The 21,343-nt window shown below is 74.4% G+C and carries 20 protein-coding genes; 11 read left to right on the top strand and 9 right to left on the bottom strand.

The window, feature by feature from the left end:
• Nucleotides 1-311: 311 nt before the first annotated feature.
• A complete protein-coding gene (locus ACPFP2_RS16045; RefSeq protein ID WP_424089968.1) occupies nt 312-926 on the top strand; it encodes a methyltransferase domain-containing protein in 615 nt (204 codons plus the stop codon).
• Between the two features lie 40 nt (nt 927-966).
• On the top strand, nt 967-1,572 hold the full coding sequence (locus tag ACPFP2_RS16040; protein ID WP_424089967.1) for a class I SAM-dependent methyltransferase: 606 nt from the start codon (nt 967-969) through the stop codon (nt 1,570-1,572).
• A 66-nt stretch (nt 1,573-1,638) separates the two neighbouring features.
• Here the strand turns inward: ACPFP2_RS16040 and eccB are convergent, their stop codons facing one another.
• Complete coding sequence (gene eccB, locus ACPFP2_RS16035) at nt 1,639-3,024, bottom strand: type VII secretion protein EccB (protein ID WP_424089966.1); 1,386 nt, start codon at nt 3,022-3,024, stop codon at nt 1,639-1,641.
• A 118-nt stretch (nt 3,025-3,142) separates the two neighbouring features.
• On the opposite strand from eccB, the gene ACPFP2_RS16030 reads away from it, so the two are divergent.
• Nucleotides 3,143-3,745 (top strand): class I SAM-dependent methyltransferase, encoded by a 603-nt coding sequence (locus tag ACPFP2_RS16030; RefSeq protein ID WP_424089965.1) that lies wholly within the window; start codon nt 3,143-3,145, stop codon nt 3,743-3,745.
• Between the two features lie 663 nt (nt 3,746-4,408).
• Here ACPFP2_RS16030 and ACPFP2_RS16025 read toward each other — a convergent pair.
• Nucleotides 4,409-5,413, bottom strand: coding sequence for a zinc-binding dehydrogenase (locus ACPFP2_RS16025; RefSeq protein WP_424090042.1), 1,005 nt, complete (start codon nt 5,411-5,413; stop codon nt 4,409-4,411).
• A gap of 155 nt (nt 5,414-5,568) precedes the next feature.
• Between ACPFP2_RS16025 and ACPFP2_RS16020 the strand changes: the two genes are divergently transcribed.
• From ACPFP2_RS16020 to ACPFP2_RS16000, 5 genes are all read left to right on the top strand, one after another.
• On the top strand, nt 5,569-6,282 hold the full coding sequence (locus tag ACPFP2_RS16020; protein ID WP_424089964.1) for a spermidine synthase: 714 nt from the start codon (nt 5,569-5,571) through the stop codon (nt 6,280-6,282).
• 81 nt (nt 6,283-6,363) lie between these two features.
• Entirely contained in the window at nt 6,364-6,543 is a 180-nt protein-coding gene (locus ACPFP2_RS16015; RefSeq protein WP_424089963.1) for a hypothetical protein, read from the top strand.
• Nucleotides 6,544-6,669: 126 nt separating this feature from the next.
• Nucleotides 6,670-7,134, top strand: a complete 465-nt coding sequence (locus ACPFP2_RS16010) for a hypothetical protein (RefSeq protein ID WP_424089962.1) — start codon at nt 6,670-6,672, stop codon at nt 7,132-7,134.
• A 27-nt stretch (nt 7,135-7,161) separates the two neighbouring features.
• On the top strand, nt 7,162-7,677 hold the full coding sequence (locus ACPFP2_RS16005) for a hypothetical protein (RefSeq protein ID WP_424089961.1): 516 nt from the start codon (nt 7,162-7,164) through the stop codon (nt 7,675-7,677).
• Nucleotides 7,678-7,892: 215 nt separating this feature from the next.
• Nucleotides 7,893-9,572: a long-chain-fatty-acid--CoA ligase gene (locus tag ACPFP2_RS16000; protein ID WP_424089960.1), complete on the top strand. Its 1,680-nt coding sequence runs from the start codon at nt 7,893-7,895 to the stop codon at nt 9,570-9,572.
• A gap of 37 nt (nt 9,573-9,609) precedes the next feature.
• Here ACPFP2_RS16000 and ACPFP2_RS15995 read toward each other — a convergent pair whose 3' ends face one another.
• From ACPFP2_RS15995 to ACPFP2_RS15980, 4 genes are all read right to left on the bottom strand, one after another.
• On the bottom strand, nt 9,610-10,317 hold the full coding sequence (locus tag ACPFP2_RS15995; RefSeq protein ID WP_424089959.1) for a VOC family protein: 708 nt from the start codon (nt 10,315-10,317) through the stop codon (nt 9,610-9,612).
• A gap of 391 nt (nt 10,318-10,708) precedes the next feature.
• Entirely contained in the window at nt 10,709-11,146 is a 438-nt protein-coding gene (locus tag ACPFP2_RS15990; RefSeq protein ID WP_424089958.1) for a DUF664 domain-containing protein, read from the bottom strand.
• A gap of 37 nt (nt 11,147-11,183) precedes the next feature.
• Nucleotides 11,184-12,992 (bottom strand): acyl-CoA dehydrogenase, encoded by a 1,809-nt coding sequence (locus tag ACPFP2_RS15985; protein WP_424089957.1) that lies wholly within the window; start codon nt 12,990-12,992, stop codon nt 11,184-11,186.
• Nucleotides 12,993-13,017: 25 nt separating this feature from the next.
• Nucleotides 13,018-14,493 carry an ATP-binding protein gene (locus ACPFP2_RS15980; RefSeq protein ID WP_424089956.1) on the bottom strand — a complete coding sequence of 492 codons (1,476 nt, stop codon included), beginning with the start codon at nt 14,491-14,493 and terminating at the stop codon, nt 13,018-13,020.
• 162 nt (nt 14,494-14,655) lie between these two features.
• On the opposite strand from ACPFP2_RS15980, the gene ACPFP2_RS15975 reads away from it, so the two are divergent.
• Nucleotides 14,656-15,234, top strand: coding sequence for a dienelactone hydrolase family protein (locus ACPFP2_RS15975; protein WP_424089955.1), 579 nt, complete (start codon nt 14,656-14,658; stop codon nt 15,232-15,234).
• A 98-nt stretch (nt 15,235-15,332) separates the two neighbouring features.
• Nucleotides 15,333-16,331, top strand: a complete 999-nt coding sequence (locus tag ACPFP2_RS15970; RefSeq protein WP_424089954.1) for an Acg family FMN-binding oxidoreductase — start codon at nt 15,333-15,335, stop codon at nt 16,329-16,331.
• A 21-nt stretch (nt 16,332-16,352) separates the two neighbouring features.
• Here ACPFP2_RS15970 and ACPFP2_RS15965 read toward each other — a convergent pair whose 3' ends face one another.
• The 3 genes from ACPFP2_RS15965 to ACPFP2_RS15955 all read right to left on the bottom strand — a co-directional run bounded on the left by ACPFP2_RS15965 (nt 16,353) and on the right by ACPFP2_RS15955 (nt 20,031).
• Entirely contained in the window at nt 16,353-17,525 is a 1,173-nt protein-coding gene (locus ACPFP2_RS15965) for an alanine--tRNA ligase-related protein (RefSeq protein WP_424089953.1), read from the bottom strand.
• Between the two features lie 256 nt (nt 17,526-17,781).
• A complete protein-coding gene (locus tag ACPFP2_RS15960; RefSeq protein WP_424089952.1) occupies nt 17,782-18,924 on the bottom strand; it encodes a fatty acid desaturase family protein in 1,143 nt (380 codons plus the stop codon).
• Between the two features lie 15 nt (nt 18,925-18,939).
• Nucleotides 18,940-20,031, bottom strand: a complete 1,092-nt coding sequence (locus ACPFP2_RS15955) for a ferredoxin reductase (protein WP_424089951.1) — start codon at nt 20,029-20,031, stop codon at nt 18,940-18,942.
• Between the two features lie 83 nt (nt 20,032-20,114).
• On the opposite strand from ACPFP2_RS15955, the gene ACPFP2_RS15950 reads away from it, so the two are divergent.
• Nucleotides 20,115-21,335, top strand: a complete 1,221-nt coding sequence (locus ACPFP2_RS15950) for a PucR family transcriptional regulator (protein WP_424089950.1) — start codon at nt 20,115-20,117, stop codon at nt 21,333-21,335.
• The last annotated feature ends 8 nt before the right edge of the window (nt 21,336-21,343 follow it).

Below are 21,343 nucleotides of genomic sequence, written 5' to 3'. Positions count from 1 at the left end.
GGTAAATCGCCATATGTCTTGTTATTGATCAATCGTCGTCCTCGGCGCACCTTGTGTGCTTCGCGGGGCCGCACCTCCTTCGCTCCGGTCACCCGCCCCGCACGAGCCCCGGCTCCGGTCACCCTCCGCATCCGGCACGACACACCACGAAGCGCTCGCTCGATCATGCTGACGGGAGGCCGCGTCGTCCGTAGCATCGTTCGGGGGCCCGCGGGGGCGGGTACGGGGGAGGCCGGCGCTGCGCGCTGCGTGCGTGGCGCCGGAGGTGCGTGAGCACCACCTTGTATCCGCTACAGGCAAAGGGGCCGGCGATGGATCGCACACGTCAGGACACCGCGGCGAGCACCGAGGGTGAGGACTACACCCGCCGGCTGCAACGCCTCGGCGGCGCCCGCTGGAAGCAACTGCTCGACGTGCAGGCGCCGTACCGGTGGAACCTGCGCCGCCTGGACCTCGGCCGCACCCTCGACGTGGGCTGCGGGCTCGGCCGCAACCTGGCCAACCTCGGCGGCGACGCGGTCGGGGTGGACCACAACCCGACGTCGGTCGCGCACGCCCGGGCCGCCGGACACGAGGCGTACACCATCGAGGAGTTCTTCCGCTCCCCGCACGCCCGGCCCGACGCCTTCGACTCGCTGCTCGCCGCGCACCTGCTGGAGCACCTCCCCGCCGCCCAGGCGCTGGAGGTCATCTCCTCCTACCTGCCGTTCGTCCGCTCCGGCGGCACCGTCGTCTTCATCACCCCGCAGGAGCGCGGGTACGCCAGCGACGCCACCCACGTCCGGTTCGTCGGCTTCCCCGAGGCGGCACAGGCGGCCCGTGACCTCGGCATGACCGTGACCCGGCAGTACTCGTTCCCGTTCCCGAGGGCGCTCGGCAAGCTCTTCACGTACAACGAGTTCGTCACCGTCGCCCGGGTGGCCTGACCGCCGCGCCGCCCCGCCGGGCGGCGGCTACCGTGGCGGCATGGCCAACCCCACCCGCTGGGCGACCGAGACCGGTCCCGGGCACTCGCAGTGGTACATCGACCGTTTCCGCAAGCTCGCCGCCGACGGCGCGGACCTCGCCGGAGAGGCCCGCCTGGTCGACGCGACCGTGTCGCCCGGTTCGCGGATCCTCGACGCCGGCTGCGGCACCGGACGGGTCGGGGCGGCGCTGGCCGCGCGAGGTCACCGGGTCGTCGGGGTGGACGCCGACCCGGCGCTGGTCGAGGCCGCTCGGGCCGACCATCCGGGCCCGCGCTGGCTGGTCGGTGACCTCGCCGACCTGGACCTGGCCGCGGCCGGCGAGCCGGAGCCGTTCGACGCGGCCGTGGTCGCCGGCAACGTGATGGCCTTCGTCGCCCCCGGCACCGAGCAGGCCGTGCTGTCCCGGATCGCCGCGCACCTGCGCCCCGACGGGGTGGTGCTGGTCGGCTTCGGCACCGACCGGGGCTACCGGATCGAGGACTTCGACGCCGACGCCGTCGCCGCGCGGCTGCGCCCCGAGCACCGCTTCGCCACCTGGGACCTGCGCCCCTGGCGCGACGACGCGGACTTCGCCGTCACCGTGCTGCGCAAGCCCGCGCAGTGACCGGCCGTCCGCCCCCGCGCGCCGCGCGGGGGCGGACGGGCCGCCGCCGGGCAGCCACGCCGGGCGTCAGGCGGGGGCGGCGACCGCCCGGGCGGCGGCCGGGTCGAGCGGGCTGCCCGCCGGCACCAGGCTGACCAGCCCGGCCGGCAGTCGCAGCGGGCGGACGTCGCGGTAGCCGAGCATCCCCAGCACCTCCGCGTCGGCCAACACGTACCGCCGGCCCAGGTCGGTGACGACGGAGATCGCGCCGCCGGTGGCGCCGGGCGCCGCGACGGACTCGACGACCGCGCCCCGACCGGGCTCCACCACCACGTGGTCGGCCAGCACCCCGCGCCCGGTGGGAGCGGTACGGGCCGCCGCGGTCAGGTCGGGCACGCTCGCCCCGACCCGTACGTCGTCGACCTCACCGTCGGCGTCCACCCGTACGCAGATGCCGCCGCCGTCGACGCCGGCCAGGCGCGGCGGGGCGGGCGGCGGGGCGGCGGGGCCGGCGGGGACGAGAGCGGGCAGCTTCGGCAGCGCGGCGAACCGGCCGAGGCTGATCGGCTCGGGCTCGTCCTGGCCGGTGCGGGCCATCAGCAGGGCCGCCTGCAACTCGGTGATGCCGGCGAGGCCGTCCCGTAGGGCTACGGCGTACTGGCGCCCACCGCCGGAGTTGCGGACCAGGTAGACGTCGCCGACCGCCGCGCCGGACACCCGGGCCGAGCCCTGGCCGAGGTCGGGCAGGGCCGGCGGGGCCAGGTCCGCCCCCGCCGGCAGGGTGTTGAGCAGCGCCGGCGCGACCGGCACGGCCCGCTCCCGGGTGGCGGCGAGGGCCGCCAGCACCCGGGCGGTGTCCCGCAGCAGGTAACGCCGCGCCCGCCAGAGCAGGTGCAGGCCGCCGTCCGGGTGCCGGAGCAGCACCCCCTCCTCCCCGACGGGGCGTCCGCCGACAGCGTCCCGCCCGATCAGCAGCGCCGAGCGGGGGGCCGACCGGTCCGCCTGTGCCGGGCCCAGCGAGCAGACCGTCCAGGGGCTCGTCGAGAGCCGGCCCGGAGCGGGCAGCGAGTCCGGCGCGTCGGCGATGCCCAGCGGCAGGCCCCGGGGCACCCCCTCGATGGACCGGCGGGAGACCAGCACGGTGCTGGACCGGTCGGCACCGATGATCAGCAGCGCGGAGGCGTAGTTGAGCACCGGGTGCAGCTTGCCGTCGCGGTAGACGAACCGGGCGCCGGACTCCTTCTCCACGATCACCGCGCCGGGATCGCGCCACTTGCTGCCGCCGCCGGCGAACAGGCCGTAGAGGGCGAAGCCGCCGAGGACGATCGCGGCCACCAGGACGCTGGCCAGGCCCGCGCCGGCCAGCCGGCGGAACGGCGACTGCGCCGGGTCGGTCTCTCGCATGACCAGCGCGGCGACCGCCCGCTGGACGGTGAACTGGTACGAGTGCAGCTGGTCCTGCCGCGACGGCATGGTGTCCCTTCCGGCGAGTCGTCGGGGCACAGGATATGCGTTCCGTCGATGTCCCGGAGACCCTGCGTCGTCGCCCGGTCGCCCGGTGGGCCACGGGGCGGTGGCGTATAACCACGGGATGGACAGCAACGACTGGGACGCCCGCTACGCCGCCTCACCGGAGCTGGTCTGGACGGCCGAGCCGAACCGCTTCGTGGTCGAGGCCGTCACCGGCCTGCCCCCGGGGGACGCGCTGGACCTCGCCGCCGGGGAGGGGCGCAACGCGGTCTGGCTGGCCGGGCAGGGCTGGCGGGTCACCGCGGTGGACTTCTCACCGGTGGCGGTGGACCGCGGCCGGGACCTGGCCGTGCGGCGGGGCGTACCGGTGCACTGGCGGGTCGGTGACGTCACCACCGATATCCCCGAGCCCGACCGGTACGACCTGGTGGTCGTCGCCTACCTGCACCTGCCGCCGGCGCAGATCGCGGCGGCGCTGGCCGGGGCGCGGGCGGCGCTGCGCCCCGGCGGCACGATCGTCGTCGTCGGGCACGACCGCGCCAACCTCGACGGCGGGGTCGGTGGCCCCCGGGATCCGGAGATCCTGCTGACCCCGGAGACGGTGGTCGCCGGGCTCGACGGGCTGCGGGTGGAGCGGGCCGACACCGTCCGCCGGCCGGTCACCGTGGACGGCACGACCCGGGACGCCCTCGACACGCTGGTGGTGGCCCGCCGGCCCACCTGACCGCGGGACCGCCTCACCGCGCCTCACCTGACCATTGCCCCCACCCAACCGCTGACCGTCGCCCGTCGACCACTGCCCCACCCGACCGCCGGCCGACGGAGCCCACCCGACTGCTGGCCGACGGAGCCCTCCCGCCGGCCAGTCCGACCTGTCGGCACCCCGTCCGCCGGCCAGTCCGACTCGCCGCCCTCTCGGGCGGGCAGGGCGGTGCCCCCGCAGGGCGGCATGACGTGGTGAGTAGGCGTCCGGCCTGACCACCGGGAGCGCCGGCCCCGCCCGCCGATCGGCGGACAAGACGGTCGGCGGGCGGGCGGGCGGGCGGGCCGGCGCGTGCGCCTGCGTCGCCGCAGTGGTGAGCGATCCGCATCCGCAGGGTGAGGATCCCGCTGGCACGCTACGGACTTGATGGCGAATCTGGATCAGTCGCCGGACCTACGATCCATCTCTGCCATCAAGTCCGTAGCGGGTCCGACACCCAACCCGACCTCCGGCGCGCCCTGTCCCGCGGGGCGGCGCGGAGCCCGGGGCCGCGCAAGACCGAGCCCTACCACAGCACCCGGACCGCGCAAGACCGGGACCGGACAGGACCAGGACCAGGCAGGACCAGGCAGGACCAGGACCTCCCGGGCCGAGGCGGCGCAGGGCCGAGGCGGGTCCGCGTGGTCAGGGGCGCAGGATGAGGCGGATCGGGTTGCCCTGCTTGGACTCGACCCGGCGGACCGCCTCCTCCGCCTCGGCGAGCGGCAGCACGTCGCTGACCGAGCCGGCCAGGTCGAGCCGACCCACGCGGGCCAGGCCGACCAACTGCTCGACGTGCTCGGCCTCCGAGCCGTAGTGCCCCAGCACCGCCTGCTGGAAGTAGTTGAACGGGCTGTCCGAGGCGATGGTGACCGGCTTGTTGGCGATGCCGGCGAGCACCAGCCGACCCCGGCGGCCCAGGACGGTCAGCGCCTGCTCGCGCACCGCCGTCACCCCGGCGAAGTCGAACGCTACGTCGAGCCCCCGGCCACCGGTGAGTGCGAGCACCGCGTCGCGGAAGGTGGAGTCGCCCGGGTCGAGCACGGTGTCCGCGCCGAGGGCCAGCGCTCGTTCCCGGGCCGCCGGCAGCGGATCCACCGCGATCACCGGGGCCGCGCCGACCAGCCGCAGGAGCTGGACGGCGTGCGCGCCGAGGCCGCCGACACCCCAGACGGCGACCGCCTCGCCGGCCCGGGTACGGCCGGTGTCGGTGACCGCCGCCCACGGCGTCGAGACCGCGTCCGGGATGATGCACGCCTGCTCGAAGGGGAGGTCGTCCGGGATCGGCACGACCGTGTCCTGCCGGGCCAGGGCGTACTCCGCCCACCCGCCGTCGTAGTCGACGCCCCGGGTGAGGACGGTGCCCCGCCGGTCCCGCTCCCCCGCCTGGAGCAGCACCCGCTGCCCCGGCTGCCAGCCCTGCACCCCGTCGCCGAGCACGTCGACGACCCCGGCCACCTCGTGGCCCAGGGTCACCGCGTCGTCGGGCAGGTAGAGCGGGGTGAGGGTGCCGTCGATCAGGTGCACGTCGGAGAGACACACGCCGGCCGCGGCCACCTTGATCCGTACCTGCCCGTGGCCCGGTTCGGGCACCGGCACCGTCTCCATCCGCAGCGCCCGGTCGGTCACGTGCAGCCGCCCGGCCAGCATCTCCGCCACCACAGGTCTCCTCCGTCCGCCGGCATCCCGATCTTCCCCCGGGTACCCCGGGTGGCGGCGGGGATGCGCGCCGCACCGGAAATCCGCGCGGTTCCCGCCCGCACCGGTAGCATCCCGGCACGACAGGCGACGGCGAGGAGGCCGGGGTGGGCGCGCGTTTCGAGGAACTGGCCTGGCGGGAGACCCCGATCGGCGAGATCAGCCTGCGCCGGCGCCGCGACCCGGCACTCGACGTCGACGTGTACGAGGTGAAACTCGACGACGACTTCCTGATGTCCAGCCTCTTCCCGGTGGCGGAGATCGAGCTGGCCCGGCTGGGCCTGGCGGCGCTGGGCGGGGATGACCTCGACGTGGCGGTCGGCGGGCTCGGCCTCGGCTACACCGCCCGCACCGCGCTGGAGGATCCCCGGGTCCGGTCGATGGTGGTGGTGGAGGCGATCGAGGACGTCATCGACTGGCACCGCCGGCAACTGCTCCCGTTCGCCGCCGGGCTGGCGCCGGATCCGCGTACCCGGTTCGTGCGGGCCGACTTCTTCGCCGCGGTGGCCGGCGGCGACGGCCTCGACCCGGAGCACCCGGGCCGCCGGTTCCACGCCGTGCTGCTGGACGTCGACCACTCCCCCAGGCACGTACTGCACCCCAGCCACGCCCCGTTCTACACCCCCGACGGGCTGCGCCGGCTGGCCGAGCTGCTGCACCCGGAGGGGGTGTTCGCGCTCTGGTCGGACGATCCGCCGGACGCCGACTTCGGCCGGGTGCTCGCCGAGGTCTTCCCGTCCTCCCAGGCCCACGTCGTCGGATTCGCCAACCCGCTCACCGGCGGAGAGTCGGCCAACACGGTCTACGTAGCCCGGCGCTGACCTGGCCTTTCTCGGCGTTCTCCGGCATGCCGCCCGGCAGGCCGGGAAGGTAGCCGCCAACTCTTCGGAAAGGTGGCGGACATGCGGGCCATGCTCTGGGTCGTCGGGGTCGTCGGCGGCGCGCTCATCCTGTTGGGGCTGCTGCTGGAGGCGGTCCGCTGGTTGGTCGTCATCGGCGCGATCGCCCTGGTCGCGGTGATCGTGCTGGCGTTCGTGCGGGGCCGGCAGATGATGCAGCACCACTCCGCCGGCCGCCGCTGACCCGGCGGCCGTACCGGGGGCGTAGTTCGGCGATCCGACAGGGCCGCAACCGTGCGGACCGGTGGGGCGTGGGTCGGTCATGACTCGACGCCCGGAACGGCCGGGCCCGACACGGGGAGACCCTTCATGACCCACCTCGCTCGACGCATGATGCTGGCGGCGGCCGTCGCCGGACTGCTGTCCACCTCTCTCGGCGTCGTCGGCTCCGGGGCGGCGGCGTCCGCCGCACCCAGGCCCGCCCGCGCCTGCACCATCACCACCCTGCCGTTCCCCGCCGACGTCTACCGCGCCGACGCGCAGGCCGTCGACCCGACCGGCCGGTTCGCCGCCGGCACCGCCTTGCGAGTCGGTGAGGACGGAAACCAGCTGATGCTGCTGGTCTGGAAGCACGGGCGGCTCACCACCGTGGAGTCGCCGCTGGCCGACTCGGTGGCGGACGTCAACGCCCGCGGTGTGGTGATCGGCAACGGCTGGATCGACGCCAAGGCCCGGCCCTGGGTCTACCGGAACGGGAAGATCGAGCTGCTGCCGACCCCGTCCGGCTACAGGAACGCGGTGTCGATCAACAAGGCTGGCGACATCGTCGGCTGAGGCGAGGAGCCCGGCACCTGGCGGAAGGTGCCGCTGCGGTGGCCGGCGGCCCGTCCCGGCACGGTGGAGGTGCTGGAGGCTCCGGCCGAGGCGGTGCCGGCCGGAATCACCCGGAACGGCACCATCGTGGGTTCCGCCGGGGACTTCGCGGAGTGGACCGGCTGGGTCCGGTACCCCGACGGCCGGGTGGAGGACCTGACCGTGCCGGGCGCGCGGTCGTCCGTCGTCCATGCCGCGGAGGGGCACTGGGCGGTCGGTCGGGTCGACCTCGGCGAGCCCAACTCCGTGCGGGTTCGGTGGGACCTGCGGGACCGCTCCTGGTCGCGGCTCGCCGACGAACTGCCCTGGGTGACGGACGTCAACGCCCGTGGGGTGGTGGTCGGTGGTGACCGCGTCGTCCGCGGTGGCGACTCCCGGATCCTGCCCGGCGGCGGCGGCGGCCGGATCGGCGTCGGTGCACGCGCCATCGCCGACACCGGCACGATCGTCGGGTTCCGCAACGACGACGGCCGGGTGACGCCGGTGCGCTGGACCGGCTGCTGACGACCCCGCCGCCTCACCGGTGGGGTGAGGCGGCCGGTGCCGCGCGGGCATGGCCACCGCGCGGCACCGGGTGGGTGGTGCCGATGGGAGGTGGCGGTGCGGCGACCGCCGACTCGCCGGACCTACGCCACCGTAGGTTACCGGCCCGTAAGTTACGCTGGGAGTACGGCGCCGGTGCACCGGCCGGCGCGCCACCACCGGCGACGGGAGACCCGATGGACCTGACCGAGCGGCCCTGGCTGCGCAGTTACGCCCCGGACGTCCCGGCCACCATCGCGCCGTCGGACGAGTCGCTGGTCGATCTGCTGCGCTCCGCGGCCCGTCGGTTCGGTCCCCGGATCGCCCTCGACTTCTTCGGCGCCACCACCACGTACGCCGAGCTGGACGCCCAGGTGGCGCGGGCCGCGGAGGCGTTGCGCCGGCTCGGGGTGGGCGCGGGCGACCGGGTGGCGCTGGTGCTGCCGAACTGCCCACAGCACGTGGTGGCCTTCTACGCCGCGCTGCGCCTCGGCGCGGTGGTGGTCGAGCACAACCCGCTCTACACCGCGCAGGAGCTGGCCCACCAGCTCACCGACCACGGCGCCCGGGTCGCCGTGGTCTGGGACAAGGTCGCGCCGCTGGTGCGCGGGGCGGGCGCGGTACGCACGGTCGTCGCGGTGGACCTGAGCCGGGCGCTGCCCCGGCTCAAGCGCTGGGCGCTGCGGCTGCCGCTGCCGAAGGCCCGCGCCGCCCGGTCGGCGATGACCGCCCCCGCGCCGGGCGCGCTGAGCTGGGACGCGCTGCTGGCCGACGCCGCCCCACTCGCCGCCGACCATCCCGCGCCGGGTCCCGACGACACGGCGCTGCTGCAGTACACCGGCGGCACCACCGGCACCCCGAAGGGCGCCATCCTCACCCACCGCAACCTGCGGGCCAACGCCGCGCAGGGCCGCGCCTGGGTGCCGGGCCTGCGCGACGGCGAGGAGACGGTGTACGCCGTGCTGCCGCTGTTCCACGCGTACGGGCTGACGCTCTGCCTGACCTTCTCGGTGAGCATCGGTGCGACCCTGGTGCTGCTGCCCCGCTTCGACGTCGACCAGGTGCTCGACGCGGTGCGCCGCCGCCCGCCGACGTTCCTGCCCGCCGTCCCGCCGATCTACGAGAAGCTCGCCATGGCGGCCCGGGAGCGCGGCGTCGACCTCACTTCCGCCCGGTACGCGATCTCCGGGGCGATGGCCCTGCCCCCGTCGACCGTCGAGCTGTGGGAGTCGGTCACCGGCGGCCTGCTGGTCGAGGGGTACGGCATGACCGAGACCTCGCCGGTGGCGCTGGGCAACCCGGTCTCCCCGGCCCGCCGGCCCGGCACCGTGGGGGTGCCGTTCCCCTCCACCGAGGTCCGCATCGTCGACCCCGAGGACCCGTCGGTGGACCGGGCCCCGGGCGAGGCCGGCGAGCTGCTGATCCGGGGCCCGCAGGTCTTCTCCGGCTACTGGAACCGCCCGGAGGAGACCGCCGCGGTGCTGCTGCCCGGCGGCTGGCTGCGTACCGGCGACGTGGTGGTGATGGACGCCGACGGCTTCGTCCGGGTGGTCGACCGGATCAAGGAGCTGATCATCACGGGCGGCTTCAACGTCTACCCGTCCGAGGTGGAGGACGCCCTGCGCCGGGTGCCCGGGGTGGTCGACGCGGCGGCGGTGGGCCTGCCCGGCGAGCACGGCGGCGAGGAGGTCGTGGCGGTGGTGGTGCTGCACGAGGACTGTGTCACCGGGCCGGACGGCCTGCGCACCGCGTGCCGGCAACACCTGACCGCGTACAAGGTGCCGCGCCGGGTGGTGGTGGTCGAGGAGCTGCCCCGCTCGCAGATCGGCAAGATCCTGCGCCGCGAGGTCCGCGAACGGCTGCTCGCCGAGGGCTGAGCGACCGGGGGTTCACCGGCCTCCGGCCGCGCTGTGGTCAGTTCCCTCGTACGCGGAACTCGTTGCCGTCGGGATCGGCCAGCAGCACGGTGCCGTCGTCGGCGGCCTCGAGCCGGGTGGCCCCGAGGGAGACCAGCCGCTCGACCTCGGCCCGCTGGTCACCACCGGCCACGGCGAGGTCGAAGCGCTGCGGGTTCCGCCCTTCTTTCGGGGCGACGGGCGGGCCGCCCCAGGCGACCTTCGTACCGCCGTGCGGCGACTGGATCGCGGTCTCCTGGTCCTGGTCCCAGACCAGCGGCCAGCCCAGCGCCTCGCTCCAGAACAGGCCGACCGCCCGGGTGCCGTCGCAGGCGATCTCGCCGAGCAGGCCGCACCCGGCGAGGAAGGAGTTGCCCGGCTCGATCACGCAGAACCCGTTGCCCTCCGAGTCGGCCAGGACGACGTGCCCCTCCTCGGGGCGCTGCCCGACGTCGAGGTGGCCGCCGCCGAGCCCCAGCGCCCTCGCCACCGTGTCCTGCTGGTCGTCGGGGCTGGCGCTGGTCAGGTGCAGGTGCAGGCGGCGGGCCGGTCCCACCTGCTCCGCGCGGCCCGGGACGAACCGGAGGCCGAGCTGGGCGTCGTCGCCGGGCACGAGCGCCGCACCGGTCTCGTCGACGACCTCCCGGCCGAGCATGCCGGCCCAGAACCGCGCCAGGCGAGCCGGGTCGTGGGCGTCGAAGGTCACCGTCAGCATTCGCGAGGACATCAGCGCACGGTAGACACGGGCCGGTGCAACGACAACGCAATATGGCACCGCCGCCGGATCGGGCACGGCCAGGGCGCACCGCAGCCCCCGCCGCTCCAGATCGGCAGCACCGTGGGTGCTCACGCGGCGACACCCTGGAAGCCGTCGTCGCCCGCGACGCCGACAAGCTGGAATGCCTCGTCCAGCCGTCGAGCACCGTCACCAGGGCATCCACGACGTCCAGCGTTGGATCGACAGTTCACGTGCGGCTCAGAACAGCGTCCGCCCAGCGCCGCCCTCGACGGACAACCGCTAGCTCACCCCTCCTCCACCCACGACGCAGGCCGGTGTAGATCGAAACGTCCGCTCTACGCTTCGGTCAGCGCGCCGACTGCACGCTGAGAAACGTCCGTCACACGATGGTGGGATCGGCCGCCCTGGCGGCCCGCTCGATCTCCGCACGCCTGGTCTGCCAGAAGGCCGCGTCGTGCTTCCGGTCGGCGCGCCCGGCGGCCGTCCCGGTCGAGCCGTCGAGCTGTTCACGCAGGATGTCGGCGTGCCCGGCGTGCCGGCTCGTCTCGGTGAGCACGTGGACCAGGACGTTGAACAGCTTGACCTGCGGGCGCGGCCACCAGGGCACGTGACCGGGCGCATCGACAGCCAGGGCGGTGATCGTCGCGTCCGAGTGCTGCCACGCGCGACGGTAGCGGTCGATGATCTCCTCGCGCGTCTCGTGCTCGGCCGCCCACATCTCGGCCTCGCCCGCGCGGACGTCGTCCCAGCGGGGCAGGGTCTCCGGGAACGGCCGCCCGAAGACCTCGCCGAAGTACCGGGCCTCCCAGAACGACACCCGCGACCACCAGAGGTCAGGAGCGTGCCGCAGACGGTCAGAACCAGTTCTCCTGCATGTCCAGCGTGGTGCTGTCCAGGCTGTCCAGCAGATCGAACTGCGCTGTCGTCCGGGGCAGCTCGTACCGGAAGAAGTACCGGGCCGCCTGCCGCTTGCCGGCGTAGAAGTCCGGGTCGGCGTCCGGCGGCGCGGTGTCGGCGACCAGGAGCTGCTCCAGCCACATCCAGGCGACCACCACGTGCCCGACGGCCTCCAGGTAGACGCTGGCGTTGGCCAGGGCGAGGGCCGGGTCCCCGGTGCCCCAGAGCCGGCGGGTGGTGGCGGCGATCCGGTCCACCGCCGCGCCGAGCCGGGCGGCCAGTTCGGCTGCCTCCCCGTCGGCCTTCCAGGCCCGGCCGACGGTCGCGCGGATCGTCTCCAGCAGCAACTCGAGCCCCGCCCCGCCGTCCATGGTGGCCTTGCGGCCGAGCAGGTCCAGCGCCTGGATGCCGTGGGTGCCCTCGTGGATCGGGTTGAGCCGGTTGTCCCGCCAGTGCTGCTCGACGTCGTAGTCGCGGGTGTAGCCGTAGCCGCCGTGCACCTGGATGGCGAGGTCGTTGGCGGCCAGGCACCACTGTGACGGCCAGCTCTTGGCGATCGGGGTGAGCATGTCCAGCAGCAGGTGGGCCCGCTCGCGGTCGGTGGCCTCGGGGGCGGTCCGCTCCTCGTCGAGCAGCCGTCCGCAGTAGAGCACCAGCGCCAGCGCGCCCTCCACGTAGCTCTTCTGGGCCAGCAGCATCCGGCGTACGTCGGGGTGGGCGACGATGGGCACCTGCGGCGCGGTGGGGTCCTTGTCGCCGACCGGGCGGCCCTGGGGGCGCTGCCGGGCGTACGCCAGCGACTTGAGGTAGCCGGTGTAGCCGAGCGCGGTGGCGCCCGCGCCCACCCCGATCCGGGCCTCGTTCATCATGTGGAACATCTGGGCGAGGCCCTGGTGCGCCGGCCCGACGAGGTGGCCGACCGCGCCGGGGCGGCCGTCGGGGCGGTGCACCCCCTCGCCGAAGTTGAGCAGGGTGTTGGTGGTGCCCCGGTAGCCCATCTTGTGGTTGAGGCCGACCAGCGTCACGTCGTTGCGGGCACCGAGCGCGCCGTCCGTCCCGACCAGGATCTTCGGTACGACGAACAGCGAGATGCCCTTCACCCCGGGCGGCCCGCCGGGGATCCGCGCGAGCACCAGGTGCACGATGTTCTCGGCGAGTTCGTGGTCCCCGCCGGAGATCCACATCTTGGTGCCGAAGAGGCGGTACGTCCCGTCGTCCTGCGGCTCGGCCCGGGTGGTGATGTCCGCCAGCGAGCTGCCCGCCTGCGGCTCGGACAGGCACATGGTGCCGAAGAACCGGCCCTGCACCATCGGCCGTACGTAGGTGTCGACCTGTTCGGCGCTGCCGTGGGCGAGCAGCAGGTTGGCGTTGCCCAGGGTCAGGAACGGGTACGCCGAGGTGCCGACGTTGGCGGCCTGGAGGAAGCCGAACGCGGCGGCGGAGACGACGTGCGGCAACTGCATGCCGCCGACGGACTCGTCCATGCCGGCGGCCAGCAGCCCGGTTCGGGCGAACACGTCCAGCGCGGCTTTGACCTGCGGGATCATCCGCACCCGCCCGCCGGAGACGGTCGGCTCGCTGGTGTCGGCCGCCCGGTTGTGCGGGGCGAAGTGCTCGACGGCCAGCCGTTCGGCGAGGTCCAGCACGTCGTCGAAGGTCTCCCGGGAGTGCTCGGCGTAGCGGGGGCGCTCGGTGAGCCGGCACACGTCGAGCCACTCGTGCAGCAGGAACCGCAGGTCACGACGGGACAGCAGGGTGGACGACACGGCTCTCCTTCCGGGCGCGACGCCGTCAGCCGCGGCGCAGCCCGGCGATCGCCTCCGCCAGGTCATCCTGGCTGATCGGGCCGGCCGGCGCACCCTCGGTGGCCTCGCGCATCGCCTTGGCCAGTTGCACCCGGCGCAGCACCTCGCGGATGTCGGCGCCGGTGAGCCCGGGGGTGAGCGCCGCCAGCGTACGCGGGTCGACGTCGTCGGCGAACATCCGGAAGCCGGGCCGCTCGTGCCGGGCGATCAGCTCACGGACCATTTTGGTGACGATCTCCGCCCGCCCGGTCTCGTCGGGCAGCGGGATCGCCACCTTGACGTCGAAGCGCCCGGAGCGGGTCAGGGAGGCGTCGACGCGGTGCGGGAAGTTGGTGGTGGCGACCACGATGACGTCCGGGTTGGCCTCGATGAGCGTGTTCATCTCCTGCTTGAAGATGCCGGCGACCGCGTTCACCGCCTGGCTGGCGGCGTCGCCGCCCGCCCCGGCGTAGCTGATGATGCTGTCGAACTCGTCGAAGAGCATGACGGTGGGCCGCCGGTAGGCGCGGGCCTCCCGGAAGATCTGCTTGATGTTGCGTTCCGAGCCGCCGAGGTACTTGTCGAGGATCTCCGGGGTGCGGATCTCGCGGAAGTCCGCACCGATCTCGTTGGCCAGCGCCCGGGCCAGCATGGTCTTGCCGGTGCCGGGCGGGCCGTACATCAGGATGCCCTGCGGGCGGCGGGCGCCCCAGCGGGCCATGACCTGGGGGTGCCGGAACGACACGGCGATCTCGCGGAACCGGGCGACCACGTCGTCGAGGCCGCCGACCTGGTCGAGGGTCACCGCCGCGGTGCCCGGCGACGCGGCGTCGGGCGTCGCGCCGACGGTGTACGACCGGCCGCGCAGCACCCGCGGTTCGCCGGTGTCGCCGGTCAACTCCCGGACGGCCTGCAGCAGCACGCCGACCATCGCCCGCAGGTGTTCCGGGGTGACCTCCGGGCTGGGCACGGTGCCGCGCACGGTCACCGAGCGGACGCCCGGTTCGACGCGGTGGCCGATGTTAGGGCGCAGCCCGAGCGCCTCGGCCTCACGCAGCACCGCCTCCCCGGCGGCGTCCCGGTCGCTCGCGGTGAGGGCGGTCGGCGGGCGCAGGCCGAGGCGGCGGGACGCCTCGACAGCCACCCGGCCCGCTCCGGCCAGCATCCGCTCGGCGCGGGGGTCGCCGACGGCCAGCCGGCGGGCCAGCAGCATCCCGGCCGGGCCGGCCAGGCCGAGCGCGAGCACCGTCGCGGTGGGCGGGCCCGCCGTCAGGTACGCCTCGAAGTGGTGCGTCCCCGCCTCGGCGCGCACGGTGAACCGCGCCCGGCGGACTCCGGCGGGCAGGTCGGCGTCGGCGAGCAGGTCGACCGGCTCGGCGCCCGCGGTGGCCAGCAGCGCACCGGGATCGACGAGGGTGACCCGGGCGCCGAGCAGCGTCACGGTGTCGGTGTCCGGCCGGAGTGCGTACCCGTGTCCCGTCATGCGTCCACGTCCCTGGCTGCGGCGGCGTACCGGGCCAGTCTGACACCGCCGCACCGCCACGGCCACCGCGCGCCGGGTCGTGGTGGGGTGTCGGCATCTGTCGGACCCCTGCTCCATGATGGCCGCGAGGCGGGAGCGACCCGCCCGGGGAGAGAGGCACCGATGGCCGAGGTCCTGCTGTTCCACCACGTGCTCGGGTTGACGCCCGGCGTCCGCCACTTCGCCGCGACGTTGCAGCGCGCCGGGCACACCGTCCACCTGCCCGACCTGTACGACGGGCGGGTCCTCCCCGACATGGCGCAGGGCGTCGCCCATGCCCGCGAGGTGGGGTTCGGCACCCTGCTCGACCGGGGCCGGCGCGCCGCCGACGGGCTGCCCGCCGGGCTGGTGTACGCCGGCTTCTCGCTCGGGGTCATGCCGGCGCAGGCGCTGGCCCAGACCCGTCCCGGCGCGAAGGGCGCGCTGTTCGTCGACGCCTGCCTGCCGCCCACGGAGTTCGGCGACGGATGGCCGGCGGGGGTGCCGGTGCAGGTCCACGGCATGGACGCCGACCCGATCTTCGTCGACGAGGGCGACCTCGACGCCGCGCGTGCGCTGGTCGAGGCGACGCCGCAAGCCGAGCTGTTCCTCTATCCCGGCAAGGATCACTTCTTCGCCGACGACAGCCTGCCGTCGTACGACGCGATCGCCGCGACGCTGCTGACCACCCGGGTGCTCGACTTCCTCGCCACGATCGGCTGACCCGCGAGGTGCGGGTCGGGGGTCCCCCGGTCCGGGTCCGTTCGGCCCTGTCGGCGCCCGGCGGGCAGGGGCAGGGTGGTGGGAGGAGGTGTTTCCCGATGACCCAGCCGTCCACCACCACGGGCCAGGCGCCGACCGTCCGCGAGCTCGAGGCCGCCGCCCGGCTGTCCCTGTACGCCCCGTCGGTCTTCAACACCCAGCCCTGGCGCTGGCGGGTCACCCCGACGGCGCTGGAGCTGCGCTCCGACGGGTCCCGGCAGCTCGCCACCACCGACCCGGACGGCCGGCTGCTCACCCTGAGCTGCGGGGCCGTGCTGCACCACGCCCGGGTGGCACTGACCGCCGGCGGCTGGACGGTCACCGTGCAACGGCTGCCCGACCCGGCCGACCCGGGGCTGCTGGCCCGGGTGCGGGCCACCGGGCCGGGGACGCTCGACCTGGCCGCCGCACGGCTGATGGACGCCATCCCCCGGCGGCGCACCGACCGGCGGGCGTACGGCGACCGTCCGGTGCCGGCGGAGCAGCTGTCCCGGCTGCGCGCGGCGGTCGAGGCGGAGGGGTCGCACCTGCACGTGGTCCGGCCGGACCAGATGCCGATGCTGGCCGTGTCCACCGCCCGGGCCGGTGACGCCGAGTTGGCCGACCCGGCGTACCGGGAGGAGCTGCACCGGTGGACGCACCGTCCGGAGTCCAGCGGCGACGGCGTCCCGGCGGCGACCGCCGTACGTCCGGCGCCCCGCCGGGTGCCGGTACGCGACCACGCCCCCGGCGAGGCGGCGGGCCTTCAGGCCGGCGCGGACTTCGACCGGGGCGCGGCGTACGTGATCCTCTTCGGTGACCGGGACGACCCGGCGGGGTGGCTGCGCGGCGGCGAGGCGCTGTCGGCGCTGCTGCTCACCGCGACCGCCGACGGGCTGGCCACCGCGCCGATCAGCGACACCATCGAGCTGGCCTGGCCGCGCCGGATGATGCGGGAGCTGCTCGCCGACGTCGGGGAGCCCTACCTGGTGGTCCGGGTGGGCTGGGGTCCGCCGGCCGGTGACCTGCCGGCGGCGCCGCGCCGGCAGGCCGCCGAGGTCATCGAGGTCGACGCCTGACCCACCGGCCGGGCGGGTCGCTCAGTCGGTCCCGCCGAGCAGGCCGTCGACCAGGTCGCGGGGCAGCCCGTGGGTGTCGTGCAGCCAGCGGTAGTCCGCCTCACCCAGCGGTCCCCGCGACCGCAGCCGCGCCACCACCGGCCGCCCCCGGCGGACCAGTCCGCGGAAGCGACGTTCCTCGTCGGCCAGCACGTCGCGCAGCACGACGACGTCGCCGTGCTGGCGGAACCGGCGCAGCGTGTCCCCGGACAGCCCGGGCGGCAGGTCCGTCAGCGTCCGGGACGCATCGTCGCGCCACAGCAGGGTCAACGCCCGGCGGACCAGTCGGCGCAGCACGTACCCCCGTCCGGTGGCCGACGGCCGCACCCCGTCGCCGATCACCACGACGGCGGAGCGCAGGTGGTCGCAGACGACCCGCAGCGACCCCTCGTCCAGGGGCCACCGGTCGCCGACGGCGTCGACCCACGGTCGCAGCCCCGCGCCCGCGTAGACCGACCGGTCGCCGCGCAGCACCATCTCCAGTCGTTCCAGGCCCATCCCGGTGTCGATGTTCGGCTGCGGCAGCGGCGTCAGCCGCCCGTCGGGGTGCCGGTGGTGGCGCATCTGCACGTGGTTCCACACTTCCGTCCACCGGTCGTCGGTGCCGGGGGTGCCGGTGGGTGGGCCGTCGCCGGTCCACACGAAGATCTCCGAGTCCGGCCCGCACGGCCCGGTGGGGCCGTTGGACCACCAGTTGTCGTCGCGGGTCGGCTCGACCGGGACGCCGAGTTCCGTCCAGGTGCGCCACGCGGTCTCGTCGGGGCCGACCTGGTCGTCGCCGCCGAAGACGGTCGCGTGCAGCCGGCCCGGGTCGAGGCCGAAGCCGTCGACGAGCAGTTCGTGCCCCCAGCGCAGGCTCTCGGCGATGCCGTAGTCACCGAGCGACCAGGAGCCGAGCATGTCGAAGACGGTCAGGTGGGTGCGGTCGCCGACCTCGTCCAGGTCGGTGGTGCGCAGGCAGCGCTGGACGTTGACCAGCCGCCGGCCGCCCGGATGGGGCCGCCCCTCGAGGTAGGGCGTCAGCGGGTGCATCCCGGAGGTGGTGAAGAGCACCGGATCGCCCGGCGGCGGGACCAGCGTGCTCTCCGCCGCGTCGCGGTGTCCGCGCCGGTGGTGGTGGTCGAGGAAGGTGTGCAGGATCTGCTCGGGTGTCATGGCGGTGGCCTTCCGGTGGGCACGACCGGAGACGGTCCGCCGACCCGGGCACGACGCCTGGGCGGACAGCACGAAGCCGGCGGACCGTTTCCGGTCGCCGGCTGTCGAGGGTCAGCAGGTCAGGCGGCGGCGACCGGCGAGCGGGGAGCTCGCGCGGTCGCGGCGGTGCTGCGCCTGATCTGCATGTCCACGACGGTACCGCGACGACGGCGCCGCCGCCCACCGGTTTACGGCGGACGGCGGCGGCGTCGGTTGCTCAGGCCCCGCTGGGGGCGAGGGCGCGGGTGGTCAGGTCGTCCACCGGCTGGGCGGTCCTGCGGTTGGGCAGCGAGAGCCGGATGACCTTCCACCAGGCGGAGGCGACCTGCTTGGGCAGCGGCCCGGTGGTGTACTTCAGCCCGTACCGGTCGAACAGCGCCCGCACCTGCGGGGCGATCTCCTGGTAGCGGCAGCTGGGCAGGTCGGGGAAGAGGTGGTGCTCGATCTGGAACGACAGGTTGCCGGTCATGATGTGCATCAGCCGGCTGCCGCTGATGTTGGCCGAGCCGAGCATCTGCCGCAGGTACCAGTCGCCGCGCGTCTCGCCCTCGATCGACGTCTTCTCGAAGGTCTCCACACCCTGCGGGAAGTGCCCGCACATGATCACCGAGTGGCTCCACAGGTTGCGGACCAGGTTGGCGGTGAAGGTGGCGGCCAGGGTGGTGAGGAAGGACGGGCCGGAGAGCAGCGGGTGGATCACGTAGTCCTTGAGCACCTGGCGGCGGATCTTGCGGCCGACCGCGCGGGCCCGGGCCCGGAACTCGGGGGCCTTGTGCCGGCCCTTGCGCAGGTTGCGGCCCAACTCCAGGTCGTACGCGGCGATGCCGTACTCGAAGAAGCAGGCGTTGACGAGGTTCCACAGCGGCTGGCCGAGGTGCATCGGGTACCACTTCTGGTCCTCGTCGACCCGCATGATGCCGTACCCGAGGTCGTTGTCCTTGCCGAGCACGTTGGTGTACGTGTGGTGCAGCTCGTTGTGCGAGTGCTTCCACTGGTCGGCCGGGGAGACGTGGTCCCACTCCCAGGTGGTGGAGTGGATCTTCGGGTCCCGCATGAAGTCGTACTGACCGTGCAGGATGTTGTGGCCGATCTCCATGTTCTCGAGGATCTTGGCGATGGAGAGGCCCAGGGTGCCGACCACCCAGGCCGGCGGGAAGAGCGAGAAGAGCAGCACCGCGCGGCTGCTCATCTCCAGCGTCCGCTGGGTCTTGATGACCTTGCGGATGTAGCGGGCGTCGGACTCGCCGCGCTCGGCGAGGACCCGGTCCCGGATCGCGTCGAGCTCCTTGCCGATGATCTCGATGTCCTCGGCGCTCAGGTGCGCGATCGGGTTGTCCGGCTTCTTCTGGATGACAGTCACGTCCGGCCTCCGGATTTACAGATCGATGTCGCAGGTACCGGCCGCCGCCGACACGCAGGTCTGGATGAGGACGCCGTCCCCGGGGACGGCGGTGGTGAGCTCACCGTTGCGCAGGTCCCGCACCGCGCCCTGGCGCAGCGGCAGCACGCAGCCGTAGCAGATGCCCATCCGGCAGCCGGACGGCATGAGCGCTCCGGCGGCCTCCCCCGCCTCCAGGATGGGGGTGGCGCCGTCGGCCTGCACGGTGAGACCGGCCCGGGTGAAGGTGACGGTGCCGCCCTCCCCCGGCGAGATCACGGTGGGCCGGAACCGCTCGGTGTGCAGCCGGTCGGCGGCGCCCGCCGACTCCCAGTGCGCCTCGAGCGCGTCCAGCATCCCCACCGGCCCGCAGGCCCAGGTCTCGCGCTCCAGGTGGTCGCCGACCAGCCCGGCCAGTTCCTCGACGGCGAGCAGCCCGTCGGTGTCGGTGTGCCGCTCGACCAGCCGGATCGCGCCCTGCGCGGCGAGGTCCCGCAGCTCGGCGCCGAAGACCACGTCGGCGCCGGTGGGCGCGGAGTGCACCACGACCACGTCGGAGCGGGTGTGCGCGCCGGCGCGCAGCATCCCCATCACCGGGGTGATGCCGCTGCCGGCGGTGAGGAAGAGGACCCGGGCGGGGGCGGGGTCGGGCAGGACGAAGTCGCCCTGCGCCTGGTCGAGCTGGACGATCGTGCCGGGACGCAGCCGCCGGACCAGGTGGTTGCTGACCTTGCCGTCTTCGATCGCCTTCACGGTCACGCAGATCCGGCCGTCGGGACGGCCCGGCGCGGAGGTGAGCGAGTACGCCCGCCACTGCCGGACGCCGTCCACGTCGACGCCGAGGCGCACGTACTGGCCGGGGGTGTGCCCGCGCCAGTCGCGGCCGGGCTGGATGGTGAGCGTGGCGGCGTCCCGGGTCTCCGCGTCGACGGCGACGACCCGCCCGCGCAGGGCGGCGCCGGCGCGCAGCGGCGCGACCAGGTCGAGATAGTCCTCCGGCAGCAGCGGGGTGGTGACCGTCTCGGCGAGCCGGAGCAGCCGGTGCCGGACGGAGGTCCGCGCCGGGGGACGCGGGACGGTGGTGGTCATGTTCCCAGAGTGCTCGCCCGTGCGGATAACATCTTGACCAGCAAAGGTGAATTGGGCACGGATTTTTGTTCGGAGAGAACAACATGACCGACGATTCTGCGGGTACGTCACACCGTGCGGCTCATCTCGAGCTGGACGAGCAGGTGGCCGGACTGCTGCGCGGACGGCTGCCGGTGGTCGCCGAGCGTACCGTCACCGCGATCACCGCCGAGGTCCCCGACTACTCCGGCACCCTCACCGGCCAGATGCGCGACAAGATCGAGAACGCGGTGCGCATCGCCCTCGGCACCTTCCTCCAGCTCATCGAACGGGCCGGCGAGTCCGACCCGAGCACCCCGCTGAACCGGGCGCTGGAGGCGGCGTACGCGCTGGGCAGCGGCGAGGCCCGCTCGGGGCGGAGCATGGACGCGCTGCTGGCCGCGTACCGGGTGGGTGCCCGGGTGGCCTGGCGGGAGGTCTCCGCCACCACCGTGCGCAGCGGCCTGTCCGCCGAGACCGTCGCCGAGTTCGCCGAGCTGATGTTCGCCTACATCGACGAGTTGTCGGCGGCCAGCGTGGCCGGGCACGCCGACGAGCTGGCCAGCGCCGGGCGGGTCCGCCGCCGATACCTGGAACGGCTCACCCAGCAACTGCTCGCCGGCGAGCCGGAGGAGGTGCTGCACCGCAGCGCCGAGCGGGCCGAGTGGCCACCGCCGCGCACGCTCACCGTGGCGGTGCTGCCCCGCAGCAACCTGCGCTCGGTGCTGGCCCTGCTCAGCCCGCACACGCTGGAGAGCGGCGAGGACCTGCCCGGGATCGAGCTGGCCGAGGAGTCGGCCGTGCTGCTCGTCCCGGACATGCACGGCGCGCGGCGGCGGCGGCTGGTCACCGTGCTGCACGGGCACCGGGCCGCCCTCGGCCCGGCCCGGCCGTGGACCCGGGTGGCCGGGTCGTACCAGCGGGTGCTGCGCACGCTGGCGCTCGGGCTGGAGCAGCCGGCGGGCGGGGCCCCGCTGGACACCGAGGCGCACTTGTCCCGGCTGCTGCTCGGCACCGACCCGGAGGCCCTGGCCGACCTGCGCGAGCAGGTGCTCAGCCCGCTGGCCGAGCTGCCCCCGGCGACCGCCCAGCGGCTCGCCGAGACGTTGCGCTCCTGGCTGCTGCACCAGGGACGGCGCGACGACGTGGCGGCGGACCTCTTCGTGCACCCGCAGACCGTCCGCTACCGGATGGGCCGCATCCGCGAGCTGTACGGCGAGCGCCTCAACGACCCGGCGACCGTGCTCGACCTGACCCTGGCGCTGGCCCACCTGCCGTCGGAGTAGCCGGGCGG

Origin of the sequence: Micromonospora citrea (assembly GCF_049629545.1) — a bacterium.
Classification (GTDB): Bacteria; Actinomycetota; Actinomycetes; order Mycobacteriales; family Micromonosporaceae; genus Micromonospora; species Micromonospora citrea_A.
The sequence above is the reverse complement of the archived record's forward strand: the minus strand, read 5'-3'. Positions and strand labels throughout refer to the sequence as shown.